Source organism: Vibrio sp. 10N.237.312.B06, from assembly GCF_041464685.1.
GTDB classification, from domain to species: Bacteria; Pseudomonadota; Gammaproteobacteria; order Enterobacterales; family Vibrionaceae; genus Vibrio; species Vibrio tasmaniensis_A.
This window is the reverse complement of the sequence record NZ_JBFSPI010000011.1, coordinates 22,893-48,286: the sequence shown is the minus strand read 5'-3', so window position 1 is coordinate 48,286 and position 25,394 is coordinate 22,893. Positions and strand designations below refer to the sequence as shown.

Genomic DNA, 25,394 nt, shown 5'->3' with positions numbered 1-25,394 from the left:
ACCGTCATTTCTGACAGTCTTTTCAATAAGATATTGAGTTTTTTGAGACGAAGCTATTTCGTTTTAGTTCAAGGAAGAGGTGCGGAGCATACGAATGTATGTGAGCACCTCTGACACAGAAATTAAGCGAAAGAGCGAAGTATCAAAGATACTAAACGTCTAGGTTAGCTACTTTAAGTGCGTTTTCTTCGATGAAGTTACGACGCGGTTCTACTTGGTCGCCCATCAACGTTGTAAACAACAGGTCAGCACCAACAGCATCTTCAATCGTTACTTGCATCATACGACGAGTTTCAGGATCCATTGTCGTTTCCCAAAGCTGATCAGGGTTCATCTCACCTAGACCTTTGTATCGTTGTAGGCTCAGGCCACGACGAGACTCTTTCACTAACCAGTTCAGAGCTTCAACGAAGCTAGAAACTTCTTGAGTACGCTCACCACGCTTAATGTAAGCACCTTCTTCAATCAGGCCATCAAGTGCTTCAGAAAGATCCGCTAGCTTGCCAAACTCTTTCGAGTTAATCAGATCAATGCTCAGTACGTGCTCATGAGTTACACCATGAGTACGAACCACAATCTTAGGAACGCTTAAACCTAGCTCTTCGTGTTTTTCAACTTCAAGAGAGTATTGGCTCGCACCCGCTTCTTTACCGTTTAGCTGCTCTACAAGCTGCTTACCCCAAGCTTCAACCACCGCGTCATCATGACACTGCTCAGCGGTTAGGCGAGGAACGTAAATCAGTTCGTGAACCAATGCGCGTGGGTAGCGGCGGCTCATACGATCAACGAGCTTGATGCCCGCATTGTATTGCTGAACAAGCTTCTCTAAGCCTTCACCGGCAAACGCAGGAGCTTCAGGATTTACGTGCAGTTCTGCATTGTCTAAAGCCAAAGATACTTGATACTGGTTCATCGCATCTTCATCTTTGATGTACTGCTCTTGCTTACCCTTCTTCACTTTGTAAAGTGGCGGTTGAGCAATGTAGATGTAACCACGTTCAATCAGCTCAGGCATTTGACGGTAGAAGAACGTCAGTAGCAGTGTACGGATGTGAGAACCATCGACATCGGCATCGGTCATGATGATGATGTTGTGGTAACGCAGTTTATCTGGGTTGTATTCATCACGGCCAATACCACAACCAAGGGCTGTGATTAGCGTTGCGACTTCTTGAGAAGACAGCATTTTATCGAAACGCGCTTTCTCTACGTTAAGGATTTTACCTTTAAGCGGTAGGATTGCTTGGTTCTTACGGTTACGCCCCTGCTTGGCTGATCCGCCAGCAGAGTCTCCTTCCACAATGTATAGTTCAGACTGAGCAGGATCTTTTTCCTGACAGTCAGCTAGTTTACCTGGAAGACCCGCTAAATCTAATGCGCCTTTACGACGAGTCATCTCACGAGCTTTACGCGCTGCATCACGAGCACGCGCTGCATCGATAATTTTAGAACAAACGATTTTCGCTTCACCTGGGTTCTCAATTAGGAACTCAGATAGCTTCTCACCCATCGTAGACTCAACGGCAGACTTCACTTCTGAAGAAACCAGCTTGTCTTTCGTTTGGCTTGAGAACTTAGGATCTGGCACTTTCACCGAAACAATCGCCGTCAAACCTTCACGAGCATCATCACCTGATGTTGAAGTCTTCGCTTTCTTCGAGAAGCCTTCTTTATCCATGAAGCTGTTCAGAGTACGCGTTAGTGCAGCACGGAAACCCGCTAAGTGAGCACCACCATCGCGTTGAGGGATGTTGTTAGTGAAACAGTAGATGTTTTCTTGGTAACCATCGTTCCACTGCATTGCAACTTCAACGGTAATGCCGTCATCACGCTCTGAATCAAAGTGGAAAATCTTTTGGATGATTGGTGTTTTATTGGTATTAAGGTGTTCAACAAACGCTTGGATACCGCCTTCGTATTCGAAGTGATCCATTTTGTCTTCTTCACGCTTATCAATTAGCTTAATTGATACACCTGAGTTCAAGAATGATAGCTCACGTAGACGCTTAGCTAAAATGTCGTAATGGAACTCGATGTTAGTGAAGGTTTCTTCACTCGGCCAGAAACGAATCTCTGTACCGGTTTTATCCGTATCACCGATAACCGCGAGTGGCGCTTGAGGCTCACCGTGGCTGTAGGTTTGAGTGTGGATTTTGCCACCGCGGTGGATAGTAAGAGTAACTTGCTTAGAAAGTGCGTTAACTACTGAAACACCAACACCGTGCAGACCACCAGATACCTTGTACGAGTTATCATCGAACTTACCACCAGCGTGAAGAACCGTCATGATTACTTCTGCTGCTGATACTTTTTCTTCTGGGTGCAATTCTGTTGGAATACCACGGCCGTCATCGCTTACAGACACTGAGCTATCTTCATGGATAGTTACAATGATGTCATTACAGTGACCAGCTAGCGCTTCATCAATAGAGTTATCTACCACCTCAAAAACCATGTGGTGCAGACCGGTACCATCATCCGTGTCGCCAATGTACATTCCAGGACGCTTACGTACCGCATCCAGACCCTTCAGTACTTTAATACTCGATGAATCGTAATTATCTGACATAGTTACTCTCTGACTAATTATCCTTGCTCTATTTTGCCATGTTCCACATGAAACATCCTGCTATTTTCGTCATGCATATCTGCAATCTGATCAGCGGTAATAGAGCTTACAAAAACTTGAGCCTGGGTCGCCTTTAAACACTCAGCAAGACGTGCTCGGCGTTGGCTATCTAATTCGGAAGCAAAGTCATCTATCAAATAGATGCACTGCTTACCTGTCATTTGAGTGAGGTGTTGCCCTTGTGCTACTCGCAGCGCGCACACCATCAACTTCAATTGACCTCGTGACAAGACATCTTCCACTGGAGTGCCGTTCACTTTTATCTTCAGATCCGCTTTGTTTGGCCCACTAAAGGTGTAACCAAGCTGCTGATCCCTTTCAAAATTCTTTTCTAAAATCTCGGCATATGGGGTGTCTTTGTCCCAACCACGATAATAGTTAATCTTTATCTCAAACTCAGGAAGGAAGGTCGCACAGATTTCTTCGGCGACTTCTTTAAGCTGCTCAACGTAAGTGGCACGCCACTGGCTGATACTTTCTGCTAAACTGGCCAATTCTTGGTCCCAATAGCTCAGTTCTCGATAGTTTGTTGCCGTTTTCAATAAGGCGTTTCGCTGCTTATTGAGGCGCTTTACCCTGCCCCATGCATCATAAAAGCCGGACTCACTGTGGAAGACTCCCCAATCAATAAATGCGCGGCGATGCTTAGGTCCATCGGTTAGTAAATCAAACCCTTCCGGGTGAATCAACTGCAAAGGTAAAACCTGAGCTAACTGAGCCAATTTTTGCCCAGTTTGACCGCTTATTTTAACCTCTGTTGTGCCATCGCGCTGCTTATTAATGCCAATTGGCAGCTCAAATTGATCCGAGGTCATAAAACGGCCATGTACAAACAGCTCACTGCACTCGTTTTGTATGATACGGCCGGTGAGTGAACTCTTAAATGAGCGACCATGTCCGAGCAGATATACCGCTTCAAGGACACTGGTTTTTCCGCTCCCGTTAGCCCCTATAAGAAAGTTAAAGCCTGATGACGGTTGAATGTCACAGGCTTCTATATTTCTAAACTGCTTAACGATTAAGCGCGATAAAGGCATAACGTCTTCATATTAATCTTCAATCACGACTCGATAGGTAAACGTTGTTGATCAGTAAACATCACAAACAACGCTTATAAGCGAATAGGCATAACAACGTACATCGCGCTGTCGTCTTGTGCGTTCTCGATAAGAGCACTCGCATTGGCGTCTGACATTGAGATTCGAACTTGCTCACAACGTAGTGTGTTCAGAACATCCAATACGTAGCTTACGTTGAAGCCAATCTCTAGCGCGTCACCGTCGAAGTTAACATCTAACACTTCTTCCGCTTCTTCTTGTTCTGGGTTGTTCGCGGTAATGCGCATCTCGCTATCGACAAGATTAACGCGAACACCACGGAATTTTTCGTTCGACAGAATCGCCGCACGAGAAAATGCTGAACGTAATTCATCACAACCAGCTTCAAGTGTCTTGGTAGTATTTTGCGGCATTACGCGGCGATAATCAGGGAAACGACCATCAACCAGCTTAGAAGTGAATACATAGTTGTTCACTTCAGCACGCACATTAGAGTTACCAATTTGCAGCGTTACCGGTTGCTCTGGTGCATCCAGTAGCTTCACTAACTCTTGCACACCTTTACGAGGAACAATGATCTGCTTCTGAGCAAAATCGGCACCCAATTGTGCTTGAGATACCGCCATACGGTGACCATCAGTTGCGACACTTCGTAGGATTGAACCTTTAATCTCAAACAACATACCGTTGAGGTAGTAACGAACATCTTGGTTCGCCATTGAGAATTGGGTTTTCTCGATAAGACCGCGCAGCTCAGCTTGTGTCACTGACACTTCAACTTCACTGCTCCAGTCTTCAATGTTTGGAAAATCTGCCGCAGGTAATGTTGCTAATGAGAAGCGGCTACGACCAGAACGAACCTGAATACGGTCACCATCCAATACCACAGTGATCACTGAGCTGTCTGGTAAGCCACGACAGATATCTAGGAATTTACGTGAAGGTACAGTAATGCTGCCCGCTTCGAAATCACCTTCAAGCGTTACACGGCTGATCAGTTCAACTTCTAGATCCGTTGCTGTCATCGACAACACGTTATCTTCTACTTTAATCAGTAGATTTCCTAGAATTGGAAGCGTTGGCCTGCCACCTAGTGCGCCAGATACTTGTTGTAATGGCTTAATCAGGTGACTACGTTCAATGGTAAATTTCATATCTTGCTCTTACGGTCTAAATGGCACTGCGTAATAGTACGTGGCCAAGATTCTGCTTATTAAGGTTAAGAATACTGTGTATTAAGAAGAAAGGGTACGAATCAAGTTCGAATAATCTTCTTTAATGTCGTGGCTCTCTTCACGCAACTGAGCAATCTTACGACAAGCATGCAGTACGGTCGTGTGGTCACGGCCACCGAATGCATCGCCAATCTCAGGCAAGCTGTGGTTAGTTAACTCTTTAGCCAGTGCCATCGCCAGTTGGCGTGGACGAGCAACAGAACGAGAACGGCGTTTAGATAATAGATCAGCAACTTTGATTTTGTAGTATTCAGCGACTGTCTTTTGAATGTTATCAATGGTGACTAGTTTTTCTTGCAGAGCAAGTAAGTCACGCAGTGCTTCACGCACGAAATCGATCGTGATCGGACGGCCAGTGAAGTTTGCATTCGCAATAACACGGTTCAATGCGCCTTCTAGCTCACGAACGTTAGAGCGTAAACGCTTAGCAATAAAGAATGCCACTTCATCCGCAAGGTGAATTTGGTGGTCTTCGGCTTTCTTCATTAAGATCGCAACACGAGTCTCAAGCTCTGGTGGCTCAATCGCTACCGTCAAACCCCAGCCGAAGCGAGATTTAAGACGATCCTCTACCCCGTTGATCTCTTTTGGATAACGGTCAGAGGTTAGGATGATCTGTTGGTTGCCTTCAAGCAGCGCATTAAAGGTATGGAAGAACTCTTCTTGAGAGCGCTCTTTATTCGCGAAAAATTGGATATCATCGATAAGCAAAGCATCAACACTACGGTAGTAGCGCTTAAATTCTTCAATCGCGTTATTTTGTAGCGCCTTCACCATATCCTGAACAAAGCGCTCAGAATGCATGTAAACCACTTTCGCATTCGGTTTGTTGTCAACAATGGCATTACCCACCGCATGCAACAAGTGCGTCTTACCTAAACCAGTGCCACCGTATAAAAACAACGGGTTATAAGCTGTTCCTGGATTATCAGAAACCTGACGTGCCGCCGCCAAACCCAATTGGTTTGATTTACCCTCAACAAAGTTATTGAACTTATGTTTTGGGTTTACGTTTGAACGGTGGTTAAGATCAACCGCTACAGGCTCTTCATCACGCCAGATATTGTGAACAGGCTTACGAGCTTGTAACTGCGCAGGTGCTGACGATTCAGCAGCCACATCAGCGGCTGTACGGGTACGAGCAGGGGCGATAGTCTCAGATTTTGGAGCAGTAACTCGTTTGTTCCCAATTTCAAAATGAAGATGCGGGATATCATTACCACAATATTCTTGTAGCAAACGGTTAATGCTATTTAGGTACTTATCGCGCACCCAATCGAGTACAAATCGGTTTGGTGCAAATAGAGTTAGAGTATTACCATTGAGCTCCGCTTGTAACGGACGTACCCACATACTGAATTCTGTAGCTGGTAACTCTTCTTGAAGCTGTTGCAAGCATTGCAACCAAAGCGAAGATGACACGGTGCCCCACTCTATTTAAGTTATATGAAATGACCGTTAATTTTACCTGTTGATAAGTCAGATCACCAGCAATTGATCACAGATCCAGTGAATAAGATCCAAGTTATTCACAATAATTTTGTAAATAATCGGTGGATCCACACATCTTGCCCCTAATTTACTCACACAATGATCCACTTATGCCCGGATCCTTGCTAGTTATCCCCAAATCGAGAATGCGATCTGGTTATGGTTAATAACATCTGGTTATTTATTCTATTGAGCATTTTCCCAGTAACATCCAACCCTATAAATATAAGGAGTTACCAAATGAATAACTGGATTAAGGCTGCAATTGCGGCTATCGCACTCTCTGCTGCTACTGTTCAAGCCGCGACTGAAGTTAAAGTCGGCATGTCTGGTCGCTACTTCCCGTTTACGTTCGTTAAACAAGACCAACTACAAGGTTTTGAAGTGGATTTATGGGATGAGATCGGTAAGCGTAACGATTACAAGGTTGAATACGTAACGGCAAACTTCTCTGGTCTGTTTGGTCTTCTTGAAACGGGTCGTATCGATACCATTTCAAACCAAATTACAATGACGGATGCACGTAAAGCGAAATACCTATTCGCAGACCCATACGTAGTAGACGGTGCACAAATTACCGTTCGTAAAGGTAATGACAGCATTAAGGGTATCGAAGACCTTGATGGCAAGACGGTTGCGGTAAACCTAGGTTCAAACTTTGAACAACTGCTTCGCAGCTACGATAAAGATGGCAAGATCAATGTTAAAACCTACGATACAGGTATTGAGCATGATGTCGCTCTTGGTCGTGCCGATGCATTCGTAATGGATCGCCTATCAGCACTAGAGCTTATCAAGAAGACGGGGCTACCATTACAGCTAGCGGGTCAGCCATTCGAAACCATTGAAAACGCTTGGCCTTTCGTGGACAACGACAACGGTAAAAAACTGCAAGCAGAAGTAAACCAAGCATTAGCAGCAATGCGCGCAGATGGTACGCTAGAAAGTATCTCTCAGAAATGGTTTGGTGCGGACATTACTCAGAAGTAATCACTCACTATCTCCATTCGAGGCCCACTGCTTTACACGGCGGTGGGCTTTTTGCTTTTGTGCACTGATTAAAAGCCTGATAGAACAGTATTTCCAAATAGAACAACACTTCCAATATTAATACGAGATAGATTATGGGATTTGACTTTAATTACATGCTAGAGCTGTTGCCAATACTACTGAAGTATTTAGGCACCACGATGGAGATGGCGACTTGGGGCTTGTTCTTTGCTCTGATCCTGTCTCTGATACTGGCGAATATTCGTGTATTCAAAATCCCAGTACTCGACCAACTGAGCCAGCTGTACATTAGCTTCTTTCGAGGCACACCACTATTGGTACAGCTTTTCCTCCTTTATTACGGCTTACCACAAGTATTCCCGTGGATGGTTGGGTTGGATGCCTTCAGCGCCGCAGTGATTGGCTTAACCCTGCATTTTGCCGCGTATATGGCAGAAAGTATTCGTGCCGCGATTATCGGTATAGATCGCAGCCAGATGGAAGCCAGCCTGTCAGTCGGTATGACAACCAGCCAAGCGATGCGCCGAGTGATCTTGCCACAAGCAACCCGCGTGGCACTGCCTTCTTTAATGAACTATTTCATCGACATGATCAAGTCGACTTCCCTTGCATTCACATTAGGTGTCGCCGAAATCATGGCTAAAGCTCAGATGGAAGCTTCTTCAAGTTTCCGCTTCTTCGAGGCTTTCTTAGCAGTCGCGCTGATTTACTGGGGCGTAGTGGTTATCCTCACTCGTATTCAAATTTGGGCCGAAGTGAAACTGAATAAGGCGTATGTACGATGATCAAATTACAAAATATCCACAAGCAGTTTGGTGACACCGAAGTTTTGAAAGGGATCGACCTAGAAATCAAACAAGGTGAGATAATTGTCATCATAGGTTCAAGTGGTACGGGTAAGTCTACCCTGCTGCGTTGTGTGAATTTTCTAGAGCAAGCCGATCAAGGTATTATTTCGATTGATGATATTAAGGTTGATGCTCAGAAACACACCAAAGCAGAGGTGCTTGCACTGCGTCGTAAGACTGGTTTTGTATTCCAAAACTATGCACTATTTGCTCACCAAACCGCGAGACAGAATATAGCTGAAGGTTTGATTACCGTTCGTGGTTGGAAAAAGAAGCAAGCCCATGAAAAAGCACAACAAATACTCGACGACATTGGCTTAGGAGAGAAAGCTGATAGCTACCCAGCCGCGCTCTCTGGTGGCCAGCAGCAACGGGTTGGTATTGGCCGTGCAATGGCTCTACAACCAGAGCTTTTACTGTTTGATGAGCCGACTTCAGCGCTTGATCCTGAATGGGTTGGCGAAGTGCTTAACCTAATGAAAAAACTAGCAAATCAGCATCAAACCATGCTGGTGGTTACTCACGAAATGCAGTTCGCTAGAGAGGTCGCAGACCGAGTGATCTTCATGGCTGATGGCCACATTGTCGAACAGGGATCTCCACAGGATATTTTTGGTAATCCACAGGATCCTAAATTAAAGAAATTCTTAAATAAGGTCGGGATCGACGAAGGATCCTTGTGATTTTAGTTATTCTACGTATAATCCCCCGACCGGAATTTTAGTTAACCCAATCATTGACACTTTTTGTGACAGTGATTACAATTCCGCCTCTTTGTTGAGAGGCGTCGGTTTTCCTTTCTTATATAAAGAAGAGAAAAAATGCCCACGCCGGGTTTAACAAAAACCTAAAACTACTGATCAGTAAGGTAATTACAATGAAACGCACTTTTCAACCTACAGTTCTAAAGCGTAAGCGTACACACGGTTTCCGTGCTCGCATGGCTACTAAGAACGGTCGCGCAACAATCAATGCACGTCGTGCAAAAGGCCGTAAGCGTCTTTCTAAGTAATCTTTGATTATTTTGAATAAGCTAGCCTTCGGTCGGGAGTTACGCTTGTTAACTCCCGAACATTATCAGAATGTCTTCAAGCAAGCTCATCGAGCAGGCTCCCCTCATTTCACCATCATTGCCCGAAATAACTCTCTTTCAAATCCTCGCCTTGGATTAGCCGTTCCGAAAAAGCAGATTAAAACCGCCGTGGGTCGTAATCGATTCAAGCGTCTTACTCGTGAAAGTTTTCGTAACACTCAACACAAACTTCCTAACAAAGATTATGTTGTAATCGCTAAGAAGAGCGCGCAAGATTTAAGCAATGAAGAAATGTTCAAGCTACTCGACAAATTATGGCTTCGCCTGTCTCGCCCTTCGCGTGGATAGCGCTAATACCCATCTATTTTTATAGATGGTTTATTAGTCCACTCATCGGCCCACGCTGCCGATTTACTCCAACCTGCTCTTTATATGCGATAGAAGCGTTGAAAGCTCACGGTTTTGTAAAAGGGTGTTGGTTATCAGGCAAACGTCTATTAAAATGCCATCCTTTGAACGAAGGGGGCTTTGACCCCGTTCCACCAGTCCAAAAACAAGACAGAGATAAATAACGATGGATTCTCAACGTAATATCCTGTTAATCGCATTGGCTTTGGTTTCTTTCCTACTGTTCCAACAATGGAACGTAGCTCAGAACCCAGCTCCACAAGCGGTTGAGCAGGCACAATCTGGCAGCACCCTACCAGCGCCATCTTATGCAGATGATCTAGACCCGGCTCCTGGTCAAGTTGCTTCTGCTAAAACTATCACAGTAACAACTGATGTTCTGACTCTGTCAATTGATACGGTTGGTGGTGATGTCGTTACAGCAAACCTAAACGATTACTCTGCTGAGTTCGATTCTGAAGATACTTTTGTTCTTCTTAAAAACGAGCCTGGTCACCAATTTATCGCTCAAAGCGGTCTAGTGGGTCCTCAAGGTATCGATTTAAGCAGCACTAACCGCCCTAGCTACACGGTTTCAGCAGACAGCTTCACGTTGGCTGAAGGTCAAGATGAACTACGCATCCCAATGACTTACCAAGCGAACGGCCTGGATTACACAAAAACATTCGTCCTTAAGCGCGGCAGCTACGCGATTGACGTTGAATACGATGTAGTCAACAACTCTGGCAATAACGCAACATTCGGCATGTACGCTCACCTACGTCAAAACGTTATGGATGACGGTGGTAGCCTAACAATGCCAACTTACCGTGGTGGTGCTTACTCTACGGAAGATACGCGTTACAAAAAATACAGCTTCGACGACATGCAAGATCGCAACCTTTCTCTTAACCTAGCAAACGGTCAAGGTTGGGCAGCGATGATTCAACACTACTTTGCAAGTGCTTGGATTCCACGCGACGAAGCAGGCAGCAACCTTTACACTCGTGTAATTGGTAACCTTGGCGACATCGGTGTTCGCATGCCGAACAAAACCATCGCTACTGGCGACGAAGCAAGCTTCAAAGCAACGCTTTGGGTTGGTCCTAAACTTCAAGACCAAATGGCTGCTGTTGCACCAAACCTAGACCTAGTAGTTGACTACGGTTGGTTATGGTTCATTGCTAAACCACTTCATACTCTGCTTTCATTTATTCAAGGCATCGTTGTGAACTGGGGTCTGGCAATCATCTGTCTAACTTTCATCGTTCGTGGTGCTATGTACCCACTAACGAAAGCTCAGTACACGTCTATGGCGAAAATGCGTATGCTTCAGCCTAAGCTGACTGCAATGCGTGAGCGTATTGGCGACGACCGTCAACGCATGAGCCAAGAAATGATGGAGCTTTACAAGAAAGAGAAAGTAAACCCACTAGGTGGCTGTTTACCTATCCTTCTTCAAATGCCTATCTTCATTTCGCTATACTGGGCACTAATGGAGTCTGTTGAACTGCGTCACTCACCGTTCTTCGGTTGGATTACTGACCTTTCAGCACAAGACCCATACTACATTTTGCCACTTCTGATGGGTGCTTCAATGTTCCTAATCCAGAAGATGAGCCCGACAACTGTAACGGATCCAATGCAGCAGAAGATCATGACCTTTATGCCGGTTATGTTCACATTCTTCTTCCTGTTCTTCCCTTCAGGTCTGGTTCTTTACTGGCTAGTATCGAACATCGTAACTCTAATTCAGCAAACGCTTATCTACCGCGCACTGGAAAAGAAAGGCTTACATTCTAAGTAAGTTCGATAATAGAAAGAGATAAAGAAAGGCGACCAAAAGGTCGCCTTTTTGTTTTTAGCTGATTACAATTCAGCTAATTGATTAATCGTGAACGCCCTCTTTGGCTTTCACATGCTAGCAGGCACACCTATGACTACAGATACGATTGTTGCTCAAGCGACCGCGCCAGGCCGTGGTGGCGTCGGTATTATCCGCGTTTCCGGCCCATTGGCGACTCAGGTTGCCCTAGAAGTAACAGGAAAAACACTTAAGCCTCGCTACGCTGAGTACCTGCCGTTTAAATCTCACGATGGCATCGAACTCGACCAAGGTATCGCGCTTTTCTTCCCTAACCCGCATTCGTTTACTGGCGAAGACGTGTTAGAGCTGCAAGGCCACGGCGGTCCGGTGGTGATGGATATGCTAATCAAACGAATCCTCGCGATCTCAGGCGTGCGAGCTGCGCGTCCAGGTGAGTTTTCAGAGCGTGCCTTCTTAAACGACAAGATGGATTTAACTCAAGCCGAAGCGATTGCTGACCTGATTGACGCAAGCTCAGAAGAAGCGGCGAAATCTGCACTACAATCCCTGCAAGGTGAATTCTCTAAGCGTATTAATACACTGGTAGATTCCCTAATTTATCTAAGAATCTACGTTGAAGCGGCTATCGACTTCCCTGAAGAAGAAATTGATTTCCTTGCTGACGGTAAAGTAAGTGCTGACTTACAGGCTATCATCGACAATCTCGAAGCTGTGCGCCAAGAAGCCAATCAAGGTGCCATCATGCGTGAAGGTATGAAAGTCGTGATTGCAGGTCGCCCAAATGCGGGTAAATCGAGCCTATTAAATGCATTGTCAGGCAAAGAATCTGCTATTGTGACTGATATTGCCGGCACTACGCGTGATGTACTGCGTGAACATATCCATATTGATGGCATGCCACTGCATATTATTGATACCGCAGGCCTACGTGAGGCCTCTGATGAAGTAGAAAAAATCGGTATTGAACGTGCTTGGGAAGAAATAGCTCAGGCAGACCGAGTTTTATTTATGGTTGATGGCACAACAACAGACGCAACCGACCCGAAAGATATCTGGCCAGATTTCGTTGATCGTCTACCAGACAACATCGGAATGACGGTAATTCGTAATAAAGCGGATCAAACCAGTGAAGAGTTAGGCATTTGTCATGTTAACGATCCAACCCTGATTCGCTTATCAGCCAAAACCGGCCAAGGTGTCGATGCTCTGCGTAGTCATCTAAAGGATTGTATGGGCTTTGCTGGTGGTCATGAAGGTGGCTTTATGGCACGTCGTCGTCACTTAGATGCCCTAGAACGTGCATCAGAACACCTAGATATCGGCCAACAGCAGCTTGAAGGCTACATGGCAGGTGAGATTTTAGCGGAAGAACTTCGAATTACTCAGCAGCACCTCAATGAGATCACGGGTGAGTTCAGTTCAGACGATCTTTTAGGTCGCATCTTTTCTTCATTCTGTATTGGTAAATAACCTTAAAAGGCCGGCTCATGCTGGCCTTCTTCTTTAGTAAGGACAGCTTAATGATCCACATTATTACAGGCAGCACCTTAGGTGGTGCAGAGTACGTTGGCGATCACCTTAATGATCTTCTTGAAGAGCAAGGTCATGAAATAACCCTCCATAATCAGCCTGAATACGATGATATCCCCCAACAAGGCTTTTGGTTGTTGGTCACTTCAACTCATGGTGCCGGTGAATTTCCAGATAATATTAAGCCGTTTATCGACGCATTGACCCAGCAATCTCCAGATTTAAGCCAGGTTCGCTTTGCTGTAGTGGCGCTTGGAGATTCGAGCTACGATACCTTCTGTTTGGCAGGTAAATCAGTCCACAGCCAACTAAAAGAGCTCGGTGCTCAAGCGATTTCTGGCTGTTTTACCATCGATGTTCTTGAAACACCGGTCCCAGAAGATGCTGCAGAGGAATGGTTTAACGATCATAGTGACCAGTTTTAACACCTCAACATTCTAAAAAGCGGCTTATGCCGCTTTTTTTGTCTCTGAAAATCGTGATTGTGAATAACTTTTTTGAAAATAAATCGAAATACATGCCCTTTTTTTCAATTTCATCTGTGGATAAGATCATACATATACGGTGATCAACCTATAGTTATCCAAATAACAACTTTCTAGGTAATTTCCCCTTGTGTATAAGTAGCCATTTTGATCCCAGCTAATCCTCATTATGATCAAAGTTAGATCACACCCTTTGATCCAAAAAAGATCCATGATCTTGTTGATCATTTTCTACTTATCCACAGACACCCTCGGTCCTAATAATAGATCTAATAAAAGATCTATCTAAAGATCTTATCTATATTAATTAAAAACAGCTTTTTCGAAAAATTCCAAAAACGTTTTCTCAAGCTATGAAAACAGGTAGAATATCGCTCCTTTTTATCAATCTAGAAACGTTTGAGTACCTGAGGTCGGTTCATGCTTTATCACGAAAAATTTGACGTCATCGTTGTTGGTGGTGGCCATGCAGGAACGGAAGCCGCACTCGCATCTGCACGTACTGGTCAAAGTACGTTATTACTAACTCATAATATCGATACGTTGGGACAGATGTCTTGTAACCCAGCCATTGGCGGGATCGGTAAGGGCCACTTGGTAAAAGAGGTCGATGCTATGGGTGGATTAATGGCGCAAGCTATTGATCATGCAGGTATTCAGTTCAGAACATTAAACGCATCAAAAGGCCCTGCGGTACGTGCAACTCGTGCACAAGCTGACCGCGCACTTTACAAAGCCTTTGTCCGTAATGTTCTTGAAAACACACCAAACCTAACTCTGTTCCAACAGTCGGTTGATGACTTGATCGTTGAACAAGATCAAGTGGTGGGTGTGGTTACGCAAATGGGCCTCAAATTCCGCGCTAATGCTGTGGTCTTAACGGTAGGCACATTCCTAGGCGGTAAGATTCATATTGGTATGGAAAGTTCATCGGGTGGACGTGCGGGTGATCCACCATCGATCGCGCTCGCTGACCGTCTTCGTGATCTTCCATTTCGTGTTGATCGCCTGAAAACGGGTACACCTCCTCGCATCGATGCACGCAGCGTTGATTTTTCTGAGCTTGAGGTTCAACACGGCGATAATCCGACTCCGGTTTTCTCATTCATGGGTAACCGAGCTCAGCAGCCGCGTCAGATTCCATGTTACATCACGCACACTAACGAAAATACGCATGACGTTATTCGTGCCAACCTCGATCGCAGCCCTATGTACGCTGGTGTGATTGAAGGTATTGGCCCTCGTTACTGTCCGTCGATTGAAGACAAAGTGATGCGCTTTGCTGATAAAAACAGTCACCAAATTTTCATTGAGCCTGAAGGCCTAACGACGCACGAGTTATACCCGAATGGTATTTCAACCAGTTTACCGTTTGATGTTCAGGTAAAAATCGTTCACTCAATGAAAGGTTTTGAGAACGCACACATAGTTCGTCCTGGCTACGCGATAGAGTACGATTTCTTTGACCCTCGCGATCTTAAACTGACTTACGAGACCAAGTTTATTAAGGGGTTGTTCTTTGCGGGGCAAATCAATGGCACCACTGGCTACGAAGAAGCTGCAGCACAAGGCTTAATGGCCGGTTTGAATGCGAGTTTGTTTACGCAAGGCAAAGAGGGCTGGAGCCCACGCCGCGATCAAGCTTACATGGGTGTACTTATCGATGACTTGTCGACAATGGGTACCAAAGAACCGTACCGAATGTTTACATCTCGCGCGGAATACCGCTTGTTGCTTCGTGAAGACAACGCTGATATCCGTTTGACTGAAAAGTCACGTGAACTTGGCTTGGTCGACGATGCTCGTTGGACGCGATTCAACGAGAAGATGGAAAACATGGAGAAAGAGCGTCAACGTCTTAAAGAAACATGGATTAATCCAAAATCTGAAGATATTGATCAATTGAACCAGATCCTGAAAACACCAATGTCTCGAGAAGCGAGTGGTGAAGATCTTCTTCGCCGTCCTGAAATGACTTATTCACAGCTAACGTCGTTGGATCGTTTTGGTCCTGCACTGGAAGATCAACAAGCGTCTGAGCAAGTTGAGATCCAAGTGAAGTACGATGGCTATATCCAACGTCAACAAGATGAAATTGAAAAATCACTGCGTCATGAAAACACCAAACTGCCGGCTGACATCGATTACAGTAAGGTAAAAGGGCTTTCTAACGAAGTGGTTCTAAAACTAACTACCGCTAAACCAGACTCAATTGGTATTGCATCGCGAATCTCAGGTATCACACCTGCTGCAATTTCAATTCTGTTGGTTTACTTGAAAAAACACGGCCTGTTGAAAAAAGGTGAGGAAGCATAATGAGCGCATTACGCGAAAAACTGGATCACCTGATTGGCCAGACTGAACTTGAAGTATCTGAAAAGCAACGCAGCCAATTGGTTGGCTACGTTGAGTTACTAAACAAGTGGAACAAAGCATACAATCTGACGTCAGTTCGTGATCCGCAAGAAATGATGGTGAAACATATCTTAGATAGCATCATTGTTAGCACTCACTTACAAGGCAAGCGCTTTATTGACGTTGGCACAGGCCCTGGCCTTCCTGGGATTCCGCTCTCAATCATGAATCCTGACTGCGAGTTTTACTTGCTAGACAGCTTGGGTAAGCGTATTCGCTTTATCAAGCAAGTGATTCATGAGCTGGGGATCGACAACGTGGTGCCGATTCAAAGCCGCGTTGAAGAATTTCAACCAGAAGAAAAGTTTGATGCCGTGCTCAGTCGCGCATTTGCATCAATGACAGACATGGTAGAGTGGTGTCATCATTTACCTAAAGAGCAATCCGGTGTATTTTTGGCTCTTAAGGGACAACATCCTAGAGACGAAATCGACCTGTTACCTGAATGGTGTTCAGTGACAGACATTAAAGCTTTGCAAGTGCCAGAGCTTGATGGAGAGCGTCATCTAGTTACTTTATCGCGTCAGGGATAATCAGCGAGGCCATAGTGGGTAAAATCGTAGCAATTGCCAACCAGAAGGGTGGCGTAGGAAAAACAACAACTTGCATTAACTTGGCAGCATCAATGGCGGCAACAAAGCGCAAGATATTGGTTGTTGACCTCGATCCTCAAGGTAATGCCACGATGGCGAGCGGTGTTGACAAGTATCAGGTTGAAGCAACTGCTTACGATTTGCTGGTTGAAGACACCCCATTTGATGAGGTAGTTTGCCGAAGTACATCTGGCAATTATGACCTTATCGCCGCAAATGGTGATGTTACAGCGGCAGAAATCAAATTGATGGAAGTGTTTGCTCGTGAAGTTCGCCTAAAGAACGCGTTGGCATCCATTCGTAATAACTATGATTTCATCTTTATCGATTGCCCACCGTCATTAAATCTTCTTACAATTAATGCGATGGCTGCGGCCGATTCCGTATTGGTTCCTATGCAATGTGAATACTTTGCTCTGGAAGGTTTGACTGCGTTGATGGATACCATTAGCAAGCTCGCTGCAGTGGTAAATGAGAATCTGAAGATTGAAGGCCTTCTGCGTACTATGTACGATCCTCGTAACCGCTTATCGAACGAAGTATCTGATCAACTCAAAAAGCACTTCGGTAGCAAAGTCTATCGAACTGTGATCCCTAGAAATGTGCGTCTGGCAGAAGCGCCGAGTCATGGCAAGCCAGCAATGTACTACGACAAATATTCTGCAGGAGCTAAGGCATACCTTGCTCTTGCTGGCGAAATGTTACGTCGTGAAGAAGTCCCAGTATAGGTCCAACCAAAGGAATTCGCTCAATGTCTAAGCGTGGTTTAGGAAAGGGGCTAGATGCATTGCTTGCAACTAGCTCATTAGCTCGTGAAAAGCAGCAAGTTGCTTCTTATAGTCAGGCGTTGTCGGCTGATGGTGAGCTTATCGAATTGGCTGTTGGTTGCTTAAAGCCAGGTGTATATCAACCGCGTAAGGATATTGCGCCGGAAGCGCTAGAAGAGCTGGCAGCATCAATCCAATCTCAAGGTATTATTCAGCCAATCGTTGTACGCCCCTTAGCACACGACCAGTTTGAGATTATTGCTGGCGAACGTCGTTGGAGAGCTGCTCGTCAAGCTGGCCTTAAGCAAGTGCCATGTCTAATTAAGAGAGTCGAAGACAAGGCCGCGATTGCGATGGCATTGATCGAGAACATTCAGCGTGAAGACTTGAATGCTATCGAAGAAGCACAAGCGTTAGAGCGCTTGCAGAACGAATTTGAGCTGACACATCAAAAAGTTGCTGAAGTGATCGGTAAATCGAGAGCAACGGTTAGTAACTTATTGCGTCTAAATCAGCTCGAAAATGAAGTAAAAAGTTTAGTTTCCAACAAACTCCTGGAAATGGGGCATGCTAGAGCATTGCTTGCGCTCGAAGGCAATACCCAGGTTGAGGCAGCAAACACTGCGGCAGCCAAAAAAATGACCGTGCGTCAAACTGAGCAGCTTGTTAAAAAGTGCTTAAAGCCAGACGTTGAATCAGAATCGAAGCAAGAAGACACTGAAGCTATCGAACTTTCACGAAGACTCACGGAAAAATTGCAAGCAAACGTTTCAGTTACTCGTTCTGTTAGTGGGAAGTCAAAAGTGACAATTACTCTTGATGAGCCTCACAAATTAGATCAACTTATTGCTAAATTAGAGTACTAAGTGAGATAATTGATTTAGGTCAATTATGTAATGAACAAGTGATTTCGTACAAAAGTTGTCGGTTTGTATACAAAAATGTAAATGATTGCTGCATTCTTATTGCAATCAATTTGGCTGAACGTATAATTTTCGCCAATTTATCAGCACGCTTTTAAGCGAGTATCAAAGTAGGCTTAAAAGAGGAACGAATACATGGTAGCGGCGTTAGCAAGACCAGGACGAGTGCTTGCAAAGCAAATGTTATTGATCGAGCTTAGCGCGGTTATATTAGTGGCGATAGGGTTAGGTTTAGCTGTTAATCCTGATTGGGGTTTTGCTGCATTAATCGGTGGCGGTATTTTTGTCATCGCGAATGTAGTTTTTTGTGTGTGTGCTTTTCTATTTTGTGGAGCTCGCGCAACTAAGTTAGTTGCGGCGTCGTTCTATGCAGGTGAAGCGCTCAAAATCTTAATCACAGTTCTACTATTCTCTATCGTCTACATGTATATGCAGGTGGAATTAATTCCCCTCAAACTGACCTATTTACTGGTTCTAGGTATTAATATCTTTGCGCCAGTGCTTTTCATTAACAATAAAAAATAGGATGAGTTATGGCTGCGCCAACAGCATCCGGATACATTGAACACCATTTACAAAACCTTTCTTTAGCTAAGTTTGGTCTTGTAGAGGAGACAAGTTTCTGGAACGTACATATAGACAGTCTGTTTTTTTCGGTGTTGACAGGGATGTTATTCCTTTGGGTTTTTCGCTCAGTCGCTAAGAAAGCAACAGTAGGTGTACCTGGTAAGCTTCAGTGTTTTGTTGAAATGGTAGTGGAATTCGTTGGTGACAACGTTAAAGAAACTTTCCATGGCCGCAACCCTCTGATTGCCCCACTAGCACTGACTATATTCTGCTGGATTATCATTATGAACTTGATGGACTTAGTGCCTATCGATTTCTTACCATATCCTGCAGAGCATTGGCTAGGTATCCCTTACTTGAAAGTGGTTCCTACAGCTGATGTTAATATAACAATGGCAATGGCTTTAGGTGTTTTTGCTCTGATGATCTACTACAGCATCAAAGTGAAAGGTCTAGGCGGATTTGCTAAAGAATTGGCACTGCATCCATTTAATCACCCAATCATGATTCCATTTAACTTGGTACTTGAGGTAATTTCGTTATTAGCGAAGCCACTATCTCTAGGTATGCGTTTATTTGGTAATATGTTTGCGGGTGAGGTGGTGTTTATTCTTATCGCGGCAATGCTACCGTGGTACTTACAATGGGTAGGTGCACTACCTTGGGCTATCTTCCATATCTTGGTTATTTTGATTCAAGCGTTTGTTTTCATGATGTTGACAATCGTTTACTTATCAATGGCTCATGAAGATAGTGATCACTAAAAAATTTTTAAGCTTTATTCTAACTATTAATGTTAATCGGAGAACGTAAATGGAAACTGTACTAAGTTTTTCAGCAATCGCTGTTGCTATCATTGTTGGTCTTTGTGCCGTAGGTACTGCAATTGGTTTTGCTATTCTTGGTGGTAAATTCCTAGAAGGCGCTGCGCGTCAACCTGAAATGGCTCCAATGCTACAAGTTAAGATGTTCATCATCGCTGGTCTATTGGATGCTGTTCCAATGATCGGTATCGTAATCGCACTACTATTCACGTTTGCTAACCCATTTGTTGGTCAACTAGCAGGCTAATTAACTTCTAAATAGTTAATTAAATTTTTGTAGTTGATTCTTAACGAGGGGTAGCTGTTGTGAATATGAACGCAACTCTGCTAGGTCAAGCAATTGCTTTTTCACTGTTTGTTTGGTTCTGCATGAAATATGTATGGCCACCAATCATGCAAGCAATTGAAGAACGTCAGAAAAAAATTGCTGACGGTCTAGTAGCCGCTGAACGCGCTGCTAAAGACTTGAACCTGGCACAAGCCAACGCTTCTGAGCAAATGAAAGAAGCAAAGCGCACTGCAACTGAGGTTATTGATCAGGCAAACAAACGTAAAGCTCAAATTATTGATGAAGCACGCGAAGAGGCTCAGGCAGAACGCCAGAAGATCTTAGCGCAAGCTGAAGCAGAAATTGAAGCAGAGCGTACACGTGCCCGTGATGACCTGCGCAAACAAGTCGCAACTCTGGCTATAGCTGGTGCTGAGAAAATCCTTGAACGTACAATCGATAAAGATGTACACGATGATCTTCTTAACAACATTACTGCAAAACTTTAAAGCAAGGGGCTGTATATGTCTGATTTGACTACAATCGCACGCCCCTATGCTAAAGCAGCGTTTGACTTTGCGGTAGATAAAGGTGAGCTAGACCAATGGGGTCAAATGCTTACTTTTGCTGCCGAAGTGGCACAAAATGATGATGTTCACAATTTATTAAGCGGTTCTATGACTGCTGAAAAATTAGCTGAAGTATTCATTGTAATTTGTGGCGAACAATTTGATGAATTCGGTCAGAACTTAATTAAAGTGATGGCAGAGAATGGCCGCTTAATGGCTTTTCCTGATGTTTGTAAAGAGTTCTTTATACTCAAAAAAGAGTATGAGAAAGAGATCGACGTTGAAGTAACTTCAGCGGTAGAACTTTCTGAAGAGCAACGTGCAGAGATTAGCAGCAAATTGGAACAGCGCTTAGCGCGCAAAGTTCAGCTGAATTGCAGTATAGATGAGACTCTACTTAGTGGAGTTATTATTCGAGCCGGAGACCTAGTCATCGATAACTCAGCGCGCAGTCGTTTAGACCGCCTGAGCGATGCATTGCAGTCTTAATGGGGATTGGAGCATGCAACTTAATTCCACTGAAATTAGCGATCTAATTAAACAACGTATTGAATCTTTCGACGTTGTTAGTGAAGCTCGCAATGAAGGTACTATCGTTTCTGTAAGCGATGGCATCCTTAGCATCCACGGCCTAGCGGACGTGATGCAAGGTGAAATGATCGAACTACCGGGTGGCCGTTACGCTCTAGCACTAAACTTGAACCGTGATTCGGTTGGTGCTGTTGTAATGGGCCCGTATGCTGACCTACAGGAAGGCATGAAAGTTACAGGTACTGGTCGTATTCTAGAAGTACCAGTAGGTCCTGAAATGCTTGGTCGTGTTGTAAACACGCTAGGTGAGCCAATTGATGGTAAAGGTCCAATCGAAGCTAAATTGACTTCGCCTGTAGAAATTATCGCACCAGGTGTAATCGACCGTAAATCGGTAGATCAACCTGTTCAAACTGGTTACAAGTCTGTTGACTCAATGATCCCTATCGGTCGTGGTCAACGTGAGCTAGTAATCGGTGACCGTCAGACTGGTAAAACAGCAATGGCGATCGATGCGATTATTAACCAAAAAGATTCTGGTATTTTCTCTATCTATGTAGCTATCGGCCAAAAAGCGTCGACTATTGCTAACGTAGTTCGCAAACTAGAAGAGCACGGCGCACTAGCAAACACTGTTGTTGTTGTTGCATCGGCTTCTGAATCTGCAGCGCTGCAATACCTTGCACCGTATGCTGGTTGTGCGATGGGCGAATACTTCCGTGATCGCGGTGAAGATGCACTGATTGTTTATGATGATCTATCTAAGCAAGCTGTCGCTTACCGTCAAATCTCGCTACTACTTAAGCGTCCACCAGGTCGTGAAGCGTTCCCAGGTGATGTTTTCTACCTTCACTCTCGTCTACTAGAGCGTGCAGCTCGTGTAAGCGAAGCATACGTAGAAAAATTCACTAACGGCGAAGTGACAGGCAAGACTGGTTCTTTAACAGCTCTTCCTATCATCGAAACGCAAGCTGGTGACGTATCTGCATTCGTACCAACGAACGTAATCTCGATTACTGATGGTCAGATCTTCCTACAAACTGAGCTATTCAACGCGGGCGTACGTCCAGCTGTTGACCCAGGTATCTCAGTTTCTCGTGTAGGTGGTTCGGCGCAGACTAAAATCATCAAGAAGCTATCTGGCGGTATCCGTACTGCTCTAGCTCAATACCGTGAACTTGCAGCATTTGCTCAGTTCTCTTCGGATCTTGATGAAGCGACTAAGAAGCAGCTAGACCACGGTCAAAAAGTTACAGAACTGATGAAGCAGAAGCAATACGCTCCTATGTCTGTATTTGACCAAGCTCTAGTAATCTTCGCTGCAGAGCGTGGATACCTTCAAGACGTTGAACTTTCTAAAGTTCTAGACTTTGAAGCTGCTTTACTGTCGTTTGCTCGTGGTCAATACGCTGATCTAGTAACACAGATCGACGCAACGGGTGCTTTCAACAAAGAAATCGAAGCTGAGCTGAAGAAGCTTGTTGACGATTTCAAGGCAACCCAGACCTGGTAATTGGTAGGTGGTCTTAGGGCCACCTCATACCATTAACGGAGAGTAACGATGGCCGGCGCAAAAGAGATACGTAATAAAATCGGTAGTGTTAAAAGCACACAGAAGATTACGAAAGCAATGGAAATGGTAGCAGCTTCAAAAATGCGTCGTTCTCAAGACGCAATGGAAGCTACTCGTCCATATGCAGAAACAATGCGTAAAGTGATCGGTCATTTGGCTAATGGTAGCCTCGAGTATAAGCATCCTTATCTTGAGGAACGTGAAGCCAAACGTGTTGGTTACATCATCGTTTCTACAGACCGTGGTCTTTGTGGTGGTTTGAACATTAACTTGTTCAAGAAAGCCATGAACGACATGAAAGATTGGTCTGAGAAAGGTGCTGATGTTGAGCTTGCAATTGTAGGCTCTAAAGCAACAGCATTTTTCAACAACAGCGGCGCGAAAGTAGCAGCTCAAGTTTCTGGTCTGGGCGATCGTCCAAGCCTCGAAGACTTGATTGGCTCTGTGAGCGTTATGCTGAAGAAATATGATGAAGGCGAACTAGATCGCCTGTTCGTAGTGTTCAACAAGTTTGAAAACACTATGGTTCAAGAACCAACGATCGATCAATTACTTCCTTTGCCTAAATCAGACAGCGAAGAAATGAAACGCAGTCATTCTTGGGACTACATTTATGAGCCCGAGCCAAAGCCACTACTAGATGCACTATTGGTTCGCTATGTCGAATCTCAAGTGTACCAGGGTGTGGTCGAGAACCTTGCTTGTGAGCAAGCGGCTCGAATGATTGCAATGAAATCAGCAACAGATAATGCTGGTGACATTATTGATGACTTAGAACTTGTGTATAACAAAGCCCGTCAATCGGCGATTACACAAGAACTTTCTGAGATCGTTTCAGGCGCAGCTGCGGTTTAAGCTTAGGTAAAACTAAATAGTTAGAGGATTAACGATGGCTACAGGTAAGATCGTACAGATCATCGGTGCGGTAGTCGACGTAGAGTTCCCACAGGGCGAAGTACCTCGTGTATACGATGCTCTGAATGTTAATGAAGTGAAAGAGCGTCTAGTTCTTGAAGTTCAGCAACAACTTGGCGGTGGCGTAGTTCGCGCAATCGTAATGGGTAGCTCTGATGGTTTACGTCGTGGTTTGACAGTTGAAAATACTGGCGCTCCAATCTCAGTACCAGTAGGTACTAAGACATTGGGTCGTATCATGAATGTCCTAGGTGACGCGATTGATGAGTGTGGCGAGATTGGTGCTGAAGAGCATTACGCCATTCACCGTGAAGCTCCAAGCTACGAAGAGCAGTCTAACGAGACAGCTCTTCTAGAAACTGGTGTTAAAGTAATCGACTTGATTTGTCCATTCGCTAAGGGTGGTAAAATCGGTCTATTCGGTGGTGCTGGTGTAGGTAAGACCGTTAACATGATGGAACTTATCAACAACATCGCACTTCAACACTCAGGCCTATCTGTATTTGCAGGTGTAGGTGAGCGTACTCGTGAAGGTAACGATTTCTACTTTGAGATGCAGGAAGCAGGTGTTGTAAACATCGAAAAACCTGAAGAATCAAAAGTAGCGATGGTTTACGGCCAGATGAACGAGCCACCAGGTAACCGTCTACGTGTTGCACTGACTGGTCTAACAATGGCAGAGCGCTTCCGTGACGAAGGTCGTGACGTTCTACTGTTCGTTGATAACATCTACCGTTACACACTAGCAGGTACTGAAGTATCAGCGCTTCTAGGTCGTATGCCTTCTGCGGTAGGTTACCAACCTACACTAGCTGAAGAAATGGGTGTTCTACAAGAGCGTATCACGTCAACTAAAGCTGGTTCTATCACGTCTGTACAGGCGGTATACGTACCTGCGGATGACTTGACTGACCCGTCTCCAGCAACAACGTTCGCTCACTTGGATGCAACGGTTGTACTTAACCGTAACATCGCATCTATGGGTCTATACCCAGCGATCGACCCGCTAGATTCTACTTCACGTCAACTGGATCCATTGGTAGTTGGACAAGAACACTACGACATCGCTCGTGGCGTTCAGTCTACTCTTCAGCGCTATAAAGAGCTGAAAGATATCATTGCTATCCTAGGTATGGACGAGCTATCTGAAGAAGATAAGCAAGTTGTATCTCGTGCTCGTAAGATTGAGAAGTTCCTAACTCAGCCTTACCACGTAGCGGAAGTATTTACAGGTGACCCAGGCGTTTACGTACCTCTTAAAGAGACTCTACGTGGCTTCCAAGGTCTTCTATCTGGTGAATACGATGACATTCCAGAGCAAGCGTTCATGTACTGTGGTGCAATTGACGAAGCTATCGAGAATGCTAAGAAGCTATAAGGCTAACTAGGAGGCGATATGGCAGCAATAACCTTTCACCTAGACGTTGTAAGTGCCGAGAAACAAATTTTCTCTGGTCTTGTTGAGACGTTTCAGGTGACCGGTAGTGAGGGTGAGCTTGGTATTTTCCATGGTCACACTCCACTGCTGACCGCTATCAAGCCTGGTATGGTGCGTATTGTTAAGCAGCACGGCCACGAAGAAATTATTTATGTTTCTGGTGGTATGGTAGAAGTTCAGCCTGGTACAGCGACTGTACTGGCTGATACAGCTATCCGTGGTGAAGAGCTAGACGCAGCAAAGGCGGAAGAAGCTAAACGCAAGGCTGTGGAGAATATCCAAAATCAGCATGGCGACATAGACTTCGCACAAGCGGCCGGTGAACTGGCTAAAGCCATTGCTCAGTTACGAGTTATCGAACTGACAAAGCAGCGTCGTTAATCTTTTTAAGATTATAGACTCTGAGATAAAGGCGACCTAAGGGTCGCCTTTTTGCATTTTTAGGTTCTGAAAAATGCACCTTTTAAGCACCACTA

General features: G+C 44.7%; 26 protein-coding genes. 22 read left to right on the top strand and 4 right to left on the bottom strand.

Going from position 1 to position 25,394, the window contains the following annotated elements:
* Positions 1-151: 151 nt before the first annotated feature.
* The 4 genes from gyrB to dnaA form a co-directional block, all read right to left on the bottom strand.
* Positions 152-2,569 carry a DNA topoisomerase (ATP-hydrolyzing) subunit B gene (gyrB, locus tag AB6C75_RS04910; RefSeq protein ID WP_009848139.1) on the bottom strand — a complete coding sequence of 806 codons (2,418 nt, stop codon included), beginning with the start codon at positions 2,567-2,569 and terminating at the stop codon, positions 152-154.
* A gap of 17 nt (positions 2,570-2,586) precedes the next feature.
* On the bottom strand, positions 2,587-3,666 hold the full coding sequence (recF, locus tag AB6C75_RS04905; protein ID WP_372107108.1) for a DNA replication/repair protein RecF: 1,080 nt from the start codon (positions 3,664-3,666) through the stop codon (positions 2,587-2,589).
* 74 nt (positions 3,667-3,740) lie between these two features.
* Complete coding sequence (gene dnaN / locus AB6C75_RS04900; protein WP_372107107.1) at positions 3,741-4,841, bottom strand: DNA polymerase III subunit beta; 1,101 nt, start codon at positions 4,839-4,841, stop codon at positions 3,741-3,743.
* Between the two features lie 81 nt (positions 4,842-4,922).
* Positions 4,923-6,344, bottom strand: coding sequence for a chromosomal replication initiator protein DnaA (gene dnaA / locus AB6C75_RS04895; RefSeq protein WP_009848136.1), 1,422 nt, complete (start codon positions 6,342-6,344; stop codon positions 4,923-4,925).
* A 309-nt stretch (positions 6,345-6,653) separates the two neighbouring features.
* On the opposite strand from dnaA, the gene AB6C75_RS04890 reads away from it, so the two are divergent.
* The 22 genes from AB6C75_RS04890 to AB6C75_RS04785 all read left to right on the top strand — a co-directional run bounded on the left by AB6C75_RS04890 (position 6,654) and on the right by AB6C75_RS04785 (position 25,299).
* The gene (locus AB6C75_RS04890) at positions 6,654-7,403 is read left to right on the top strand and encodes an amino acid ABC transporter substrate-binding protein (RefSeq protein WP_029223762.1); all 750 of its coding nucleotides are present in this window, start codon (positions 6,654-6,656) and stop codon (positions 7,401-7,403) included.
* Positions 7,404-7,537: 134 nt separating this feature from the next.
* A complete protein-coding gene (locus AB6C75_RS04885) occupies positions 7,538-8,209 on the top strand; it encodes an amino acid ABC transporter permease (protein WP_009848134.1) in 672 nt (223 codons plus the stop codon).
* Positions 8,206-8,955, top strand: coding sequence for an amino acid ABC transporter ATP-binding protein (locus tag AB6C75_RS04880; protein WP_135445416.1), 750 nt, complete (start codon positions 8,206-8,208; stop codon positions 8,953-8,955). Before AB6C75_RS04885 ends, AB6C75_RS04880 begins: the two co-directional genes overlap by 4 nt.
* Before the next feature lie 194 nt (positions 8,956-9,149).
* On the top strand, positions 9,150-9,284 hold the full coding sequence (gene rpmH / locus AB6C75_RS04875; protein ID WP_004735800.1) for a 50S ribosomal protein L34: 135 nt from the start codon (positions 9,150-9,152) through the stop codon (positions 9,282-9,284).
* 45 nt (positions 9,285-9,329) lie between these two features.
* On the top strand, positions 9,330-9,653 hold the full coding sequence (gene rnpA / locus AB6C75_RS04870) for a ribonuclease P protein component (protein WP_029223763.1): 324 nt from the start codon (positions 9,330-9,332) through the stop codon (positions 9,651-9,653).
* The gene (gene yidD / locus AB6C75_RS04865; protein ID WP_004735802.1) at positions 9,620-9,877 is read left to right on the top strand and encodes a membrane protein insertion efficiency factor YidD; all 258 of its coding nucleotides are present in this window, start codon (positions 9,620-9,622) and stop codon (positions 9,875-9,877) included. Before rnpA ends, yidD begins: the two co-directional genes overlap by 34 nt.
* Positions 9,878-9,879: 2 nt before the next feature.
* Complete coding sequence (gene yidC, locus AB6C75_RS04860) at positions 9,880-11,499, top strand: membrane protein insertase YidC (RefSeq protein ID WP_009848131.1); 1,620 nt, start codon at positions 9,880-9,882, stop codon at positions 11,497-11,499.
* A 129-nt stretch (positions 11,500-11,628) separates the two neighbouring features.
* Entirely contained in the window at positions 11,629-12,990 is a 1,362-nt protein-coding gene (mnmE, locus tag AB6C75_RS04855; RefSeq protein WP_029222947.1) for a tRNA uridine-5-carboxymethylaminomethyl(34) synthesis GTPase MnmE, read from the top strand.
* A 50-nt stretch (positions 12,991-13,040) separates the two neighbouring features.
* A complete protein-coding gene (mioC, locus tag AB6C75_RS04850; RefSeq protein ID WP_009848129.1) occupies positions 13,041-13,475 on the top strand; it encodes an FMN-binding protein MioC in 435 nt (144 codons plus the stop codon).
* A gap of 480 nt (positions 13,476-13,955) precedes the next feature.
* On the top strand, positions 13,956-15,851 hold the full coding sequence (mnmG, locus tag AB6C75_RS04845; protein ID WP_012605106.1) for a tRNA uridine-5-carboxymethylaminomethyl(34) synthesis enzyme MnmG: 1,896 nt from the start codon (positions 13,956-13,958) through the stop codon (positions 15,849-15,851).
* Positions 15,851-16,483 carry a 16S rRNA (guanine(527)-N(7))-methyltransferase RsmG gene (rsmG, locus tag AB6C75_RS04840; RefSeq protein WP_009848127.1) on the top strand — a complete coding sequence of 211 codons (633 nt, stop codon included), beginning with the start codon at positions 15,851-15,853 and terminating at the stop codon, positions 16,481-16,483. Before mnmG ends, rsmG begins: the two co-directional genes overlap by 1 nt.
* Positions 16,484-16,497: 14 nt before the next feature.
* Positions 16,498-17,271, top strand: a complete 774-nt coding sequence (locus tag AB6C75_RS04835) for a ParA family protein (RefSeq protein ID WP_009848126.1) — start codon at positions 16,498-16,500, stop codon at positions 17,269-17,271.
* Between the two features lie 23 nt (positions 17,272-17,294).
* On the top strand, positions 17,295-18,176 hold the full coding sequence (locus AB6C75_RS04830; protein WP_372107104.1) for a ParB/RepB/Spo0J family partition protein: 882 nt from the start codon (positions 17,295-17,297) through the stop codon (positions 18,174-18,176).
* Between the two features lie 192 nt (positions 18,177-18,368).
* Entirely contained in the window at positions 18,369-18,758 is a 390-nt protein-coding gene (locus tag AB6C75_RS04825; RefSeq protein WP_008221392.1) for a F0F1 ATP synthase subunit I, read from the top strand.
* A gap of 8 nt (positions 18,759-18,766) precedes the next feature.
* Entirely contained in the window at positions 18,767-19,564 is a 798-nt protein-coding gene (gene atpB / locus AB6C75_RS04820; protein WP_009848124.1) for a F0F1 ATP synthase subunit A, read from the top strand.
* 49 nt (positions 19,565-19,613) lie between these two features.
* Positions 19,614-19,871 carry a F0F1 ATP synthase subunit C gene (gene atpE / locus AB6C75_RS04815; RefSeq protein WP_004411110.1) on the top strand — a complete coding sequence of 86 codons (258 nt, stop codon included), beginning with the start codon at positions 19,614-19,616 and terminating at the stop codon, positions 19,869-19,871.
* Between the two features lie 59 nt (positions 19,872-19,930).
* Positions 19,931-20,401 (top strand): F0F1 ATP synthase subunit B, encoded by a 471-nt coding sequence (gene atpF / locus AB6C75_RS04810; protein ID WP_010433231.1) that lies wholly within the window; start codon positions 19,931-19,933, stop codon positions 20,399-20,401.
* A 15-nt stretch (positions 20,402-20,416) separates the two neighbouring features.
* Entirely contained in the window at positions 20,417-20,950 is a 534-nt protein-coding gene (atpH, locus tag AB6C75_RS04805; protein WP_009848122.1) for a F0F1 ATP synthase subunit delta, read from the top strand.
* A gap of 13 nt (positions 20,951-20,963) precedes the next feature.
* Positions 20,964-22,505 (top strand): F0F1 ATP synthase subunit alpha, encoded by a 1,542-nt coding sequence (gene atpA / locus AB6C75_RS04800; protein WP_009848121.1) that lies wholly within the window; start codon positions 20,964-20,966, stop codon positions 22,503-22,505.
* Between the two features lie 48 nt (positions 22,506-22,553).
* On the top strand, positions 22,554-23,420 hold the full coding sequence (atpG, locus tag AB6C75_RS04795) for a F0F1 ATP synthase subunit gamma (RefSeq protein ID WP_009848120.1): 867 nt from the start codon (positions 22,554-22,556) through the stop codon (positions 23,418-23,420).
* A gap of 34 nt (positions 23,421-23,454) precedes the next feature.
* Positions 23,455-24,858 carry a F0F1 ATP synthase subunit beta gene (gene atpD / locus AB6C75_RS04790; protein ID WP_009848119.1) on the top strand — a complete coding sequence of 468 codons (1,404 nt, stop codon included), beginning with the start codon at positions 23,455-23,457 and terminating at the stop codon, positions 24,856-24,858.
* A gap of 18 nt (positions 24,859-24,876) precedes the next feature.
* A complete protein-coding gene (locus AB6C75_RS04785; RefSeq protein ID WP_004735742.1) occupies positions 24,877-25,299 on the top strand; it encodes a F0F1 ATP synthase subunit epsilon in 423 nt (140 codons plus the stop codon).
* Positions 25,300-25,394 lie beyond the last annotated feature (95 nt).